The organism is Shinella sp. H4-D48, from assembly GCF_022637395.1.
In the GTDB taxonomy this organism is placed as follows: domain Bacteria; phylum Pseudomonadota; class Alphaproteobacteria; order Rhizobiales; family Rhizobiaceae; genus Shinella; species Shinella sedimenti.
The window spans coordinates 2,005,828-2,018,740 of sequence record NZ_CP093337.1 but is presented as its reverse complement, the minus strand read 5'-3'; the positions used below and the strand labels follow the sequence as shown (position 1 = coordinate 2,018,740).

Genomic DNA, 12,913 nt, shown 5'->3' with positions numbered 1-12,913 from the left:
ACCGAGATGCGCCACCAGAATTCCGGTCGCAAACTCAACCGTACCGCCAGCCACCGCAAGGCGATGTTCGCCAACATGGCTGCTTCGCTCATCCAGCATGAGCAGATCGTCACCACGCTGCCGAAGGCGAAGGAAATTCGTCCGATCGTCGAGAAGCTCGTCACCCTCGGCAAGCGCGGCGACCTGCACGCTCGTCGTCAGGCGATCTCGCAGATCCGTGACGTTGCCGTCGTTTCGAAGCTGTTCGACGCGATCGCAACCCGTTACGCCAACCGCAACGGCGGTTATCTGCGTATCATGAAGGCCGGCTACCGCCATGGCGACAACGCTCCGCTGGCTGTCATCGAATTCGTCGAGCGCGACGTCGATGCCAAGGGCGCAGCCGACAAGGCCCGCGTCGCTGCTGAAGCCGAAGCTGCCGAAGCCGCATGATCTGATCCGTTCCAAGGAACGATCCGAAGCCGGACGCGCGAGCGTCCGGCTTTTTGTATTTCAGGGATTTTGCGTATCAGTAGCATTTCGTAAACCATGTCCTTAGGCAGTGTTTTCAGTCCTGTCGGCTAGGCTGCGCGCGAAAATTCAATCGAGTTCGGGTGATGGACGAGAACTTCGCTTTCCTGCTGCCAGTGGTCCTCAGCCTGTTTGGCGTCGCGTTCCTCGTCGTTGCCCGTTACGGCAACCGTGCGGCTCTCTTCTGGGGCGGCGGTTATCTCTGCGCTGCCCTTGGCTTCCTCGCGCCGCTGCTTCTTGCTGTCCTGCCCGTGGCGGCGGTTGCCTTGGCGGCGGATGCGCTTTTTGTCTGTGCGTTCCTTTTCTACAGCCACGCTCTTATCTGCCACTTCAACGCACCGCGGATGTTTGCACTGCGGGGTGCCATCGCCATGCTCGGTTACGCCGGCATGGCCGTGGCGGTTCTTGGTGTCGATAGCCTTCGCTACGAACTTTTCCTGAGCGATATCACTTGCGGCCTTCTGCTGGTCGTGGCGATGGTAGCCGTACGCTTGCGCTTGCGTGCTCCGGTGGAAAAGGCACTGTTCGCCGCCGCCATCTTCGTGGTACTCGAGACGGTCGTCCGGACGCTGGTGTTCTTCTACATGGCCGGTTCGCCCGCCATCGATGCCTTCGTCGGCTCGTCCTATGCGTATGTGATGCAGATCACATCCACCATCGGGGCGCTGCTTCTGGCACTCACCGCGCTCGCTTCCGTCGCGTTGCGTGTCCTAGATGGTCACAGGAGGGATGCTGAGGAGGATCCGCTGACAGGCCTGCTCAACCGGCGCGGTTTCGAACAGTTCATCGGCGAAGGTGGCCGGTCGGCGAAGAACGACGCGGCAATCATCGTCGCCGATATCGACTGGTTCAAGTCGATCAACGATCACTTCGGCCATGCTGCTGGCGATGAGGCGATCCGCGAGGTCGCGCGTCTCCTGCGGGCGGTGTCGTGGCCCGGCCTCGCCGTTGCCCGCTTCGGCGGGGAGGAGTTCATCGCTTACTTGCCGAATTGCCGCCTTCCGGACGCGCATATGCTCGCCAACACCGTCCGCATCGCGCTGGGGGAACGCGACTTGAGCGGCATCGGCATCGACCGGCCGATCACGGCAAGCTTCGGCATATCGGTCACGGCGGCGGGAGACCACACGATCCACGAAGCGATCAGCCGCGCAGACCGGTTGCTTTATCTGGCGAAGAGCAGCGGCCGCAACCGGGTTGTCAGCAACGCCGCGGACGGCGGCCAGCCAGCGGCAGGCCCGCGGCTTTTCGTCGTGCGCGATGAAATGAGCGGCTGATCAGGCCGATCGCTCACGCCCCGGCAGGGTGGCGTTTGTCCGTCTGCCGCGAGTTCGGTTCCGCAGGATCGGACGCAGAAAACGGTACAGCAGCAGCAGCGCAACGAGCGCGATATAGGTCCAAGGCTCCAGCCCCACGACCTTGACCGACATGGCGAAGTGAAGAACACCGGCGGCGGCAATGACATAGACGAGCCTGTGAAGTTTGACCCAGCGTGGCCCCAGCCGTCGGATCGACCAGTTGTTCGACGTCAACGCCAAGGGAATGAGCATCACGAATGCGGCCATGCCGATGGTGATGAAGGGGCGCCGGACGATGTCGTCGATAATCGCCGCGAAGTTCAGATACTGGTCCAGCACCATATAGGTAAGGAAGTGCATCAGCACGTACCAGAAGGCCAACAGGCCCAGAGCGCGGCGATAACGGATCCAGTTGATGCCGAACAGGTCTCGCAGCGGCGTGATGGCGAGCGTCGCCACGAGGAAGCGCAGCGCCCAGAGGCCAAGAAGGTGCTCGAACTCCTTGACCGGGTTTCCAGGGAGCCCGCCGGTGGCGCCAAGCCAGAAGCCCCATGCCGCCGGCAGGAGGCCGACGGCGTAGAGCAGCCAGATCGAGGCCGCATGGTATTTTCGAGGCAGCGCGGGGATGGCGGCGGGCATCAGAAGTTCGCCCGCAGGTCCATGCCGGAATACAGGCTCGCCACCTCTTCCGCATAGCCGTTGAACGGCAGAGTCGGGCGGCGGTTGGCGCCGAAAAAGCCGCCTTCGCCGATGCGGTTTTCAGTCGCCTGGCTCCAGCGCGGATGATCCACCTTCGGATTGACGTTGGCATAGAAGCCGTATTCGTTCGGCGCGGAAATATTCCAGGTGGATGGCGGCTGCTTGTCGGTCAGCGTGATCTTGACGATCGACTTGATGCCCTTGAAACCATATTTCCAGGGAACGACGAGCCGGATGGGCGCTCCGTTCTGGTTGGGCAGCGTCTTGCCGTAGACGCCGACCGAAAGCAGCGTCAGCGGATTGCGGGCCTCATCGAGCCGCAGGCCTTCGACATATGGCCAGGGCAGCGACTGGAAGTAGCCCGCTTGTCCCGGCATCTGTTCCGGCCGCACGACCGTTTCGAAGGCGACATATTTCGCGTCGCCGAGCGGCTCCACCTTGTCGAGCAGGGCTGCGAGCGGAAAGCCGACCCAGGGAATGACCATCGACCAGGCCTCGACGCAGCGCATCCGGTAGACGCGATCCTCGAGCGGCATGGCGAGCAGCTCCTCCAGACCGAATTCCTTGGGCTTGCCGACGAGGCCGTCTACCTTCACGGTCCAGGGGGTGGGCTTGAAGTTTGCGGAGTTCGCCGCTGGATCGCCTTTGCCGAGGCCGAACTCGTAGAAATTGTTGTAGGTCGTCACGTCCTTTTCGGGCGTCAGCTTCTCATCGACCGTGTAGCGGCTCTCCGACGCCTTCAACGCCGAGGCAAAGGCGGGTGCGGCAGTCGCTGCCAGCATGCCACCGGCCGCCGTGGCGATGAAGGCGCGGCGGTTAAGAAAACAGTTCTCGGGCGTAATCTCCGAGGCGGGAATGCGGGGAGGGCGATAGACTGACATGGGGACTCGATCCGTTCGATTGTATTCCCTGATACCTACGTAACGGCGGACAAAGTTGTTTCAATGGCGGTGATTTTTTCTGCAACCACATTTACGTGCGCGGCCCGTGAGAGGCCGTGAGCGCAGTACCAAGCCCGGTTTGCCTTTTTTCCCCCGAAATCCTATCTGAACCTGACGCGCAAACGAAGGAGACTCGCCCATGTCGAAAGCCAGAATGCTGTTTGCCGCCCCGCTTTTCGTGGCGCTGGCGCTTGTCACGCCAGCCACGGCAGAGGAGCGCACCGTCCCGCAGTCGAGGACGGAGATGCAGCTGTCTTTCGCACCGCTCGTCAAGAAGGTCGAAAACGCGGTCGTCAACGTCTATGCCGAACGGTCGGTCGAACGCCGCTCCATCTTCGAAGGCGATCCCTTCTTCGAGGAGTTCTTCGGCCAGCGCATGCCCAACCGCAGTGAAAAGCAGTCCTCGCTCGGCTCGGGCGTGATCGTCGGCGCCAACGGCATCGTGGTGACCAACAATCACGTCATCGAAGGGGCCAGCGACATCAAGGTCGCGCTGGCGGATGGCCGGGAATTCGAAAGCACGGTCGTCCTCAAGGACGAGCGGATCGACCTCGCGGTGCTGAAGATCAAGGGCGATGCGAAATTCTCCACGCTGCCGCTCGGCGACAGCGATGTGGTTCAGGTGGGCGATCTGGTTCTTGCCATCGGCAACCCATTCGGCGTCGGCCAGACGGTGACGAGCGGTATCGTGTCGGCGCTGGCCCGCAACCAGGTTCGCTCCGGCGACTTCGGCTTCTTCATCCAGACGGACGCGGCGATCAACCCTGGCAATTCCGGTGGCGGTCTCGTCAACATGAATGGGGAACTGATCGGCATCAACACCGCCATCTTCTCGCGTGGCGGTGGCTCCAATGGCGTGGGCTTCGCCATTCCCGCCAATCTGGTGAAGACTTTCGTGGCAAGCGCTGAACATGGAAACGCTACCTTCGACCGCCCGTTCATCGGTGCAACCTTCGATGCAGTGACATCGGAGGTCGCCGAGGCGCTCGGCCTGGACCGCGCGCGGGGCGCGCTCATTTCGCGCGTTCAGGCTGGAAGCCCCGCAGAGAAGGCCGGAATGAAGCCGGGGCAGGTCGTCACCGCCGTCAACGGCATTGCCGTCGAGCACCCTGATGCCTTGGGTTACCGTCTGACGACGGTCGGTATCGGCGGTACGGCGAAAATCACCGTCATCGCCAATGGCAAGCAGGAGGAACTGACACTTGCCCTCGACCGCGCACCCGAAACAACCCCGCGTGACGAGCGCCTGATCGAGGGACGCAATCCCTTCTCGGGCGCCGTGATCGCCAATCTCTCCCCGCGCGTGGCGGATGAGCTTCGCATGCCGACAAACCAGACCACGACAGGCGTCGTCGTCACGCAAGTCAATCGCGGCTCTCCCGCCGCCCGCATCGGCCTCCAGCCGCGCGATATCGTTATCGAGCTGAACGGCACGGCCGTGTCGACGACGGAGACGCTGGAAGCGCTCGTCAAGGAAAACCCCTCCTTCTGGCGCGTCGAGATCGAGCGTGACGGCCAGCGCATTCGTCAGTTCTTCCGATGAGCGATCTCTTCGCCCCGCGTGAACCCGAGGACATGGCGGCAAAACGGCCTCTGGCCGACCGCCTGCGTCCGCGCACGCTGGGCGAAGTCTCCGGCCAGGCGCATCTGACCGGGCCGGACGGCGTGCTTTCGCGCATGATCGAGGCTGGCTCACTTGGCTCCATGATCTTCTGGGGGCCACCCGGCACCGGAAAGACAACGGTCGCACGACTGCTATCCGGGGAGACGGGGCTCGCCTTCGAGCAGATCTCCGCGATCTTCTCCGGTGTGGCTGACCTCAAGAAGGTCTTCGAAGCGGCGCGAGCGCGTCGTATGGGCGGCCGCCAGACCTTGCTCTTCGTCGACGAGATCCATCGCTTCAACCGTGCCCAGCAGGACAGTTTCCTGCCTGTCATGGAAGACGGCACCATCGTGCTTGTCGGTGCGACGACCGAGAACCCGTCCTTCGAGCTGAATGCGGCGCTTCTGTCGCGGGCACGCGTACTGACCTTCAAGCCCCATGACGAGCAAAGTCTCGAAGAGCTTCTGAAACGGGCGGAGACGGTAGAGGAAAAGCCGCTTCCGCTCGATGAGGAGGCGCGTGCGTCGCTCCTGCGCATGGCGGACGGCGATGGCCGCGCCGTGCTGACGCTGGCCGAAGAGGTGTGGCGCGCCGCGCGCGCCGGCGAGACCTTCGGGCAGGACGATCTCTTTCGCATCGTGCAGCGCCGCGCGCCCGTCTACGACAAGTCGCAGGACGGCCACTACAATCTTATTTCAGCGCTGCATAAGGCGGTGCGCGGCTCCGACCCGGATGCATCGCTCTACTATCTCTCCCGCATGCTGGATGCCGGCGAGGATCCGCTGTTCCTGTGCCGGCGCATGGTGCGCATGGCCGTCGAGGATATCGGCCTTGCCGATCCGCAGGCGCTCGTCGTGTGCAATGCAGCCAAGGACGCCTATGATTTCCTGGGCTCGCCGGAGGGCGAACTGGCGCTGGCGCAGGCCTGCGTCTATCTCGCCACTGCGCCGAAATCGAATGCCGTCTACACCGCCTACAAATCCGCAATGCGCGCGGCGAAGGAGAACGGTTCGCTGCTGCCGCCCAAGCACATCCTCAACGCGCCGACCAAGCTGATGAAGGGGGAGGGCTATAGCGACGGCTACCTCTACGACCATGACCAGCCGGATGCCTTTTCCGGCCAGGATTATTTCCCGGAGAAGATGGGCCGCAGGACCTTCTACAATCCGCCGGAGCGCGGTTTCGAGCGCGAGCTTCGCAAGCGGCTGGAATGGTGGGCGAAGCTGCGCCACGAGCGCGGCTGCAGCTAGGCGGCGTTGAAGCGTTGCGCGGGCTTTTCCGGGCCTTTCGGCACGATCTTGATCGAGGATTGCGCCTTGCCCGGATGCCCTTCCATATCCACCACGATATGCCAGTGCCCGCTCTGCGGGATTTTCAGCCGGATCGGCGATTGCTTGGCCACGCCGCCGAGAAACTTGTGCTGACGGGCATTTTTGAACAGGTCGAAATTGCCATGGCTCATCAGGCGCACATTGGCGACGGCTGACAGCGTGATCTCTATGACCGTTCCGCTGCGCTGCATGTCGAGGTCGTAGTGCGTATAAGCAAAGCTGTGCGTCATGGCTTGCCCGACTTTGGGGGATGGAACCAACATTCTGGCACAGCCCGGTTAATGTTCCCTTTTTCGAAAATGGATAGCGTTTCAAAGCCTTGCATGGAAAAGCGGATTCAATTCGTCAAACCGTTGAATCAGTCCCTCAGCTTTATTTGGCCGGGTGTCGGAGGGTCTCGGTCCACTCTTTTACCGTCCTTGCCATCGTGGCGAGATGGTCGGCGGCGGAGAAACCGGAAATAGACTTGCGCGGCTTCAGGTCATGATCGCCGTCTTCGAGCCGCAAGAGGCGGATGCTTTCGGGCAGGCCATAGGTCGAAACCTCTTCCTTCGTGCCGAAGGGATCGCGCGTGCCCTGGCAGATGAGCGTCGGCGTCTTCAACGTCATCAGGTGGGCGGTGCGCAACTGCGTCGGCTTTTCCGGCGGGTGGAACGGATAGCCGAGACAGAGCAGACCTGCGACGATGCCGGCGGCATGGAGATCGTCCGCCACCATGCTGGCGACGCGCCCACCCATCGACTTGCCGCCGATGACCAGCGGGCCGTTCGCGCCGAGCGCCAAAACGGCCGCGCGGAACTCCGGGTTCAGTGTCTCTGCCTTGGGCGGCGGCCGACGGCTGCCGTTGGTGCGCCGCGCCGCCATGTAGGAGAATTCGAACCGCGCGATACGCAGGCCCTGCGCCGCCAGCGCCTCGGCAGCCGCATTCATGGCCGGCGAGTCCATCGGTGCTCCGCTGCCATGGGCCAGGAGCAGTGTCACCGGCGCGTCGTCCGGGCCGGTGAAGAGAAAACTGCCGTTCACGCCGCGGCTCCACTCACTTGGCGTGATCCTTCACATCACCGGGCGCGATCGGGTCGCTCGCCGGAAAGGTCTCTTCCAGCGCTTCCTCCAGATAGTCGTCCTGCTCGGCCTTCGGGCTCTTTTCCTTCTGCCGGGCACGTTCCTGTTCGAGCGAGGTTTTCGGGCTGTCCTTCTTGGTCGTCATCGTCGTCTCCTCGTTTCGGCTACCCTGACAAGATAGCGTATTTTTTCGGCGCGACGAGGTCTCAGGTCTGCGGCAGCGTCAGTTCTGCGATGACTGGCCGGTGGTTCGAGCCGAAGGCCGGACCGACACGGTGCTTGCGCAGGAAGATGTCCGGTGAAACGGCGATGTGGTCGATGGTGGCGCCGACATAGGCGAAGGCCTCGAGCTTCATGGTAAAGCGCGTGACTGGCTGCAGCCAACCATCCGCCGTGGAAGCCAGACCTGATTGCTGGAGGAAGGTGCGGAAGAAGGGCGACCAGGTTGGTGTGTTCCAGTCGCCGGCCACAATCACCGGCGCCCGTTCCAGATCGCCTTTCACCGCATCGGCGGCGGCCGAGAGATAGGCATTGCGGTCGCGCCACTGCCAGAGCCGGCGCGGCGTTTCCGGATGGAAGGCATAGAGAAAAAGCGGCTTGCCGGCGAGATCGAGCTCGAGCCGCAGTGGCTGCTTGTAGGCCTGAGGCTCGGTGACGGCGCGCTTCAGTTCCGTTTCAGCGCGGATGGGCAGGGTCGAATAGACTTTCAGCGCGTCCCGCAGCATCGCTTCGGTGCTGCTCTCATAGGGATAAAGGCCGGATGACGAAATGAGCCGCTCCCAGGCGGGACTGGTCTCTTCGAGAACGACGACGTCGGGCCGCTCCTGCTTCAACAGGGCAAGGAAGGCGGCGCGATCCTTGATATTGTCGCCGAAGATGTTCGCCGTCATCACCTTGATGCCGCCTTGCGCGGAGGAGGCACGGGCGGTCGGCACGTCCGCGGCCGGCAGGAGCGCGACCGCAAGGCCGATCACCGCCATGGCGATAGCCTTGACGCGGCGTGTCAGCAAGGCCGCGACAGTCAGCAGCACGCCGACGGCGACAACGTAGGGCCAGGCGAAGGTGACAAGATCGACCAGCCAGAAGCGGTCGGCGGCAAGCACGACGGTACTGACGGCGAAAAGATAGACAATGACGCCCGGCAGGACGAAAACACGGTAGGCGAGGGCGATCGCTCCCTTGCGCGGTGCTGTGGGCATCGGCGGTTCCTTCTGCATCACGGGATTCGCCATAAGGCGATTCCCCGTAACGGGACGTTCGCATGTAGCCCGTGCAATCCTGCACCGCAATGACAACCTAGTCGGCTACCGCGCCGCGAAGCTTTCAGAGATGTCGTTCCAGCCGGGATTGGATGCCTCGATGAAACCGATCTTCCTCTGCCGCGACCATTTCCGCATCTCCTTCAGACGGTTCATGGCGCTTTCCTTACTGTCATGCCATTCGCACCACACCAGTACCTTCGCGTGCTTGGCGGCGGAGCCGTTCTTCGCCTTGTTTACGTGCGGCTCCAGCGTGTTTTCCGCCTCTAACAGCAACAGATCGCTTGCGCCTGACGACAGTATGTAAACATACCATGTCTCTTCTTCACCGACGCCGTGACGCTCGGCTGACGATTCGCTACCCTCAGCGAATCCGGCGGAGAAGGCCTGTTGTTTCATGGCAAACCAACTGCGGAAGGCATGAAGATCATTACGGCGATCGCGCTCTTCTTCGTGTGTGAGGTCCTTCTCCCGCTCAATGAAAGGCCGTTTCGCCCTGCTATGCGCAAGCGCGTTTTCATAGCAGGCTTGTTTTGTTGGAAACGACATGATGGACCGACCGATCCAATTGCCGTTCTCGTCAAACAATTCCCAATGCCACCCGTTCGTCGTCAGTATGAAATGCCACCCCGTATGAGCCGTCTTCTTTCCCGTCATTAGCGCGCTCCCCATTGCCTATTCAGGGTAGCATTGGGTTGAGTGCGTGTACATGGCCAGGTAGTGGTTGCGCGCCAAGCGAAAGTGCTAGTCGACCGATTTTACGTAACCGGTGATCCACCTCTCCTAGTCGGTCGAAATCTCATCCAACTTTGTTGGCGGGTATCAGCGATGCTTCGGCTATGAAGACATACGACATGAAAAGAAAGCCCCCGGTAACGGGGGCGAGGTGTTGGGGACGGCTGTTGTTGGGGAGGTGTCAGTCGACGTCGGGCGGTACTTCCTGACCGTTCTCGTCGTATTGGCGCTGTGCCTCGGCGACCGTTACCTGGGGGCGCAGGTCCGGCGCGGTGAGGAGGGCGAGCGCAAGCGCCGGGGGCTGGATGACGTTGAGGACCGCGAGCACGCGGGCATCGCCGCGCACCTTCGCATCCTCGCTCCAGTGATGGATGCGTTCCTCGAAGAGCGTATGGCTCCGCGTTGTGGTTTTCATGCCGAGAGAGGCATAGGCGGCGGTTGCCGGAGAGACTGTCACGATCTGGGTCATGGCATTTCAACGGTTGGTCGGATGATCGACTCTAGCATTCGGGAATTTCGCTGCAGTGAATTATGATGCTTGTATTTTCATCGAATTTTAACCGATGTCGGCTGTTTCCGGCGGTCTTGCCTTTGCGGTGACAATTCCGTCATAAGGAATGCGTAATGCCGCCGGAGTCGCGCGGCTCGAGCATGCCGCCGATGGCACGGGAGGACCGATGAAGCCGATTTTCGTGCAACTGCAATGCGCCCCGGGCAAGACCTATGAGGTGGCCGATGCGCTTTACGCAACCGAACTCATTTCGGAGCTCTATTCGACGAGCGGCGAGTTCGACCTGCTGCTCAAGATATATGTCGAAAGCGAAGAGGATATCGGCAAGTTCATCAACGATCATGTCGCGTCCATTCCCGGCATCGTGCGTTCGCTGACGACACTGACCTTCCGCGCCTTCTAATTCCTTCGTTCTTGCGCTAAGAGCGGCGCAACGAAAGAAGGCTGACATGGCAGGCATCGAACACAAGCAGGTGGATAACGACGAGGCGGGCATGCGTCTCGACCGTTGGTTCAAGGTCCACTATCCGGGGCTCGGCTTTGGCCAGCTTCAAAAATTGCTGCGCTCCGGGCAGGTCCGCATCGACGGCGGGCGTGCGAAAAGCGACACGCGCATACAGCCCGGACAGATTATCCGCATCCCGCCCATGGATGTCGATCCGAAAGCTGCGAAGTCCGGCCCCATTGCCAGCCGTGATCTCAAGCACTCCCCTGACGGCGAACTCCTGTCGCGCATGCTGCTGCATGAGGATGACAAGGTGTTCGTGCTCAACAAGCCGGCCGGCATCGCCGTGCAGGGCGGTTCGGGCGTCACGCGCCATATCGACCAGATGCTGGAAGCCTGGACGAGCCAGAAGGGCGAGAAGCCGCGCCTCGTGCATCGCCTCGACCGCGACACGTCGGGCGTTCTTGTCATCGCCCGCACGCGCGGTGCCGCGCAGAAGCTCACGGCGGCGTTTCGCGAGCGCGACACCAAGAAGACCTACTGGTCGCTGGTCAAGGGCGTGCCGAAGAAGCGCGAGGACAAGATTTCCACCTGGCTCGTCAAGGAGCAGACGCCGGATGGCGATCGCATGCGTATCGCCAAGCACGGCGAGGATGGCGCAGACCACGCCGTCTCCTTCTACCGCGTCGTCGAGCAGGCGGGGCAGAACTTCGCGTGGCTAGAGATGGAACCCTACACCGGGCGTACCCATCAGCTGCGCGTCCATGCCCTGCATATCGGCCATCCCATTCTCGGCGACCCCAAGTATTTCGATTCGGATGTGAACTGGAATTTCCCCGGCGGGGTCCAGAACCGGCTCCATCTGCATGCGCGTCACATCGATATTCCGCATCCGAATGGCGGGCGCCTGCGTGTGACCGCGCCCCTGCCGCCGCACATGGTGCAAACATGGAACCTCTTCGGTTTCGACCAGAACACCGCGGATGAGGAAGAGTGATGCGGCTTGTGCTTTTCGATTGCGACGGAACACTGGTGGACAGCGTCAAGCTGATCCACGAGGTCATGGCCCGCACCTTCGTCGATTTCGGGTATGCCCGGCCGGATGTGGCCGAGACCAAGGCGATCATCGGGCTTACCCTCGATATCGCGATAGCCCGCATGCAGGACAAGCCCCATGTCGACGACGAGGCGCTGGCGATGACGGCGCATTACAAGGCCATCTTTACCGACGTGCGTGCCGAGCCCGGTTTCCAGGAACCACTTTTCGACGGCATCGCGCCGATGATGGCGCGGCTGGAGGGCGAAAACGACCTGATCCTCGGTGCGGTCACCGGAAAGTCCCGCCGCGGGCTCGATCTCATTCGTGCCTCCCATGGCTTCGACAAGACTTTCTTCGTATCCCGCACCGCCGACGACTGCCCCTCCAAGCCGCATCCGGCCATGGTCATGGAATGTTGCAGCGAGGCGGGTATCGATGCGGCCCGCACGGTTGTGATCGGCGATGCCGTCTATGACATGCAGATGGCCAAGGCAGCCGGTGCCAAGGCCATCGGCGTTTCCTGGGGATATGCAAGTGTTCCCGAACTGGTTGATGCGGGCGCAGACCATATCCTGCGCACGCCGGCCGACCTTCTCGAATGGCTGGAGATTTCCGATGCGTGATATCCGAAGCGATCTTTCCGATGCGATGAGCGATCCCGATCCGGTACGCCGCGCGCAAATCCAGATGAAGCGGCCGCTGCCGAAGCGGTTCTACACGGACGTGACGACCGAGCAGTCGGATGAGGGATTCCGCATTCTTCTCGACGGCAGGCCGGTGCGCACGCCGGGCAAGAACATTCTGGCGGTGCCGTCCCGGGCGATTGCCGATCGCCTGCGCGAAGAATGGGACGGGCAGGGCGAGGAGATCGATCCCGCGAAGATGCCCGTTACCCGCCTCGCCAACACGGCAATCGACGGCGTCGCCGCCAATTTCGATGCGGTGGCCGACGAGATCGTGCGTTTCGCCGGCACCGACATGCTGTGCTACCGCGCCGATTCTCCCGAGGGTCTGGTCAACCGCCAGCGCGACAGTTGGGGTCCGATCCTGCGCTGGGCGGCTGAGGCCAAGGGTGCTCGGTTTATCCTTGTAGAAGGCGTTATGCACCAGGAGCAGCCGGCACCGGCAATCGACGCCTTTGCCGCAGCACTCTCTGCGCATACCGATCCGCTGGCGCTGGCCTGCCTGCACACCGTCACGACGCTGACGGGCTCGGCGCTGCTGGCACTGGCGCTTGCGGAGGGCGTTGTCGATGCCGAGACGGCCTGGTCTCTCGCTCATGTGGACGAGGACTGGCAGATCGAGCATTGGGGCACCGATGAGGAAGCCTTCCGGCGTCGGGAGCTGCGGCGCGAGGAGATGGATGTCGCCGCCTCCGTTCTCGCCGGCATTCCACGCTGACCTAAGACCATCGATCTAGGCAAATCCTCTTCAAGCCCCCGGTTCCCCATGCTAAGCCGTTGTCTGAACGGGAGGAACC

16 protein-coding genes are annotated in these 12,913 nt (G+C 62.2%); 8 read left to right on the top strand and 8 right to left on the bottom strand.

Translation table 11 applies throughout. The features are described 5' to 3' along the window. The first annotated feature begins 6 nt into the window (after positions 1-6). Both rplQ and MNR02_RS09895 read left to right on the top strand, forming a co-directional pair. Positions 7-432, top strand: coding sequence for a 50S ribosomal protein L17 (gene rplQ, locus MNR02_RS09900; RefSeq protein WP_134649061.1), 426 nt, complete (start codon positions 7-9; stop codon positions 430-432). 164 nt (positions 433-596) lie between these two features. After that, positions 597-1,787, top strand: a complete 1,191-nt coding sequence (locus MNR02_RS09895; RefSeq protein ID WP_241946693.1) for a GGDEF domain-containing protein — start codon at positions 597-599, stop codon at positions 1,785-1,787. Here MNR02_RS09895 and msrQ read toward each other — a convergent pair whose 3' ends face one another. Continuing rightward, complete coding sequence (gene msrQ / locus MNR02_RS09890; protein WP_241946692.1) at positions 1,788-2,447, bottom strand: protein-methionine-sulfoxide reductase heme-binding subunit MsrQ; 660 nt, start codon at positions 2,445-2,447, stop codon at positions 1,788-1,790. It abuts the gene before it with no gap. Continuing rightward, positions 2,447-3,388: a protein-methionine-sulfoxide reductase catalytic subunit MsrP gene (msrP, locus tag MNR02_RS09885; RefSeq protein WP_241946691.1), complete on the bottom strand. Its 942-nt coding sequence runs from the start codon at positions 3,386-3,388 to the stop codon at positions 2,447-2,449. The genes msrQ and msrP overlap by 1 nt, the downstream gene beginning before the upstream one ends. Positions 3,389-3,587: 199 nt before the next feature. Here msrP and MNR02_RS09880 point away from each other — a divergent pair, with 199 nt between their 5' ends. Beyond that, positions 3,588-4,991 (top strand): DegQ family serine endoprotease, encoded by a 1,404-nt coding sequence (locus MNR02_RS09880; protein WP_371746657.1) that lies wholly within the window; start codon positions 3,588-3,590, stop codon positions 4,989-4,991. After that, positions 4,988-6,301, top strand: a complete 1,314-nt coding sequence (locus MNR02_RS09875; protein ID WP_241946690.1) for a replication-associated recombination protein A — start codon at positions 4,988-4,990, stop codon at positions 6,299-6,301. The genes MNR02_RS09880 and MNR02_RS09875 overlap by 4 nt, the downstream gene beginning before the upstream one ends. Here MNR02_RS09875 and MNR02_RS09870 read toward each other — a convergent pair. From MNR02_RS09870 to MNR02_RS09845, 6 genes are all read right to left on the bottom strand, one after another. Next, positions 6,298-6,612 carry a DUF1883 domain-containing protein gene (locus MNR02_RS09870; protein WP_241596163.1) on the bottom strand — a complete coding sequence of 105 codons (315 nt, stop codon included), beginning with the start codon at positions 6,610-6,612 and terminating at the stop codon, positions 6,298-6,300. The genes MNR02_RS09875 and MNR02_RS09870 overlap by 4 nt on opposite strands. Before the next feature lie 142 nt (positions 6,613-6,754). Then, positions 6,755-7,405 carry an alpha/beta family hydrolase gene (locus tag MNR02_RS09865; protein ID WP_241946689.1) on the bottom strand — a complete coding sequence of 217 codons (651 nt, stop codon included), beginning with the start codon at positions 7,403-7,405 and terminating at the stop codon, positions 6,755-6,757. A gap of 13 nt (positions 7,406-7,418) precedes the next feature. Further along, positions 7,419-7,589, bottom strand: coding sequence for a hypothetical protein (locus MNR02_RS09860; protein WP_241596158.1), 171 nt, complete (start codon positions 7,587-7,589; stop codon positions 7,419-7,421). A gap of 61 nt (positions 7,590-7,650) precedes the next feature. Continuing rightward, complete coding sequence (locus MNR02_RS09855) at positions 7,651-8,643, bottom strand: endonuclease/exonuclease/phosphatase family protein (protein WP_241946688.1); 993 nt, start codon at positions 8,641-8,643, stop codon at positions 7,651-7,653. A 105-nt stretch (positions 8,644-8,748) separates the two neighbouring features. Further along, on the bottom strand, positions 8,749-9,360 hold the full coding sequence (locus MNR02_RS09850) for a hypothetical protein (RefSeq protein ID WP_241946687.1): 612 nt from the start codon (positions 9,358-9,360) through the stop codon (positions 8,749-8,751). Positions 9,361-9,619: 259 nt separating this feature from the next. Beyond that, entirely contained in the window at positions 9,620-9,907 is a 288-nt protein-coding gene (locus MNR02_RS09845; protein ID WP_241596145.1) for a hypothetical protein, read from the bottom strand. Between the two features lie 208 nt (positions 9,908-10,115). Here MNR02_RS09845 and MNR02_RS09840 point away from each other — a divergent pair, with 208 nt between their 5' ends. From MNR02_RS09840 to MNR02_RS09825, 4 genes are read left to right on the top strand one after another with little or no spacing between them, the layout of a single operon-like run. Continuing rightward, positions 10,116-10,352, top strand: coding sequence for an Lrp/AsnC ligand binding domain-containing protein (locus tag MNR02_RS09840; RefSeq protein WP_134649071.1), 237 nt, complete (start codon positions 10,116-10,118; stop codon positions 10,350-10,352). Positions 10,353-10,398: 46 nt separating this feature from the next. Continuing rightward, on the top strand, positions 10,399-11,391 hold the full coding sequence (locus MNR02_RS09835; protein ID WP_241946686.1) for an RluA family pseudouridine synthase: 993 nt from the start codon (positions 10,399-10,401) through the stop codon (positions 11,389-11,391). Beyond that, positions 11,391-12,056, top strand: coding sequence for an HAD-IA family hydrolase (locus MNR02_RS09830; RefSeq protein ID WP_241946685.1), 666 nt, complete (start codon positions 11,391-11,393; stop codon positions 12,054-12,056). Before MNR02_RS09835 ends, MNR02_RS09830 begins: the two co-directional genes overlap by 1 nt. Further along, complete coding sequence (locus MNR02_RS09825) at positions 12,049-12,834, top strand: ATP12 family chaperone protein (RefSeq protein WP_241946684.1); 786 nt, start codon at positions 12,049-12,051, stop codon at positions 12,832-12,834. The genes MNR02_RS09830 and MNR02_RS09825 overlap by 8 nt, the downstream gene beginning before the upstream one ends. Positions 12,835-12,913 lie beyond the last annotated feature (79 nt).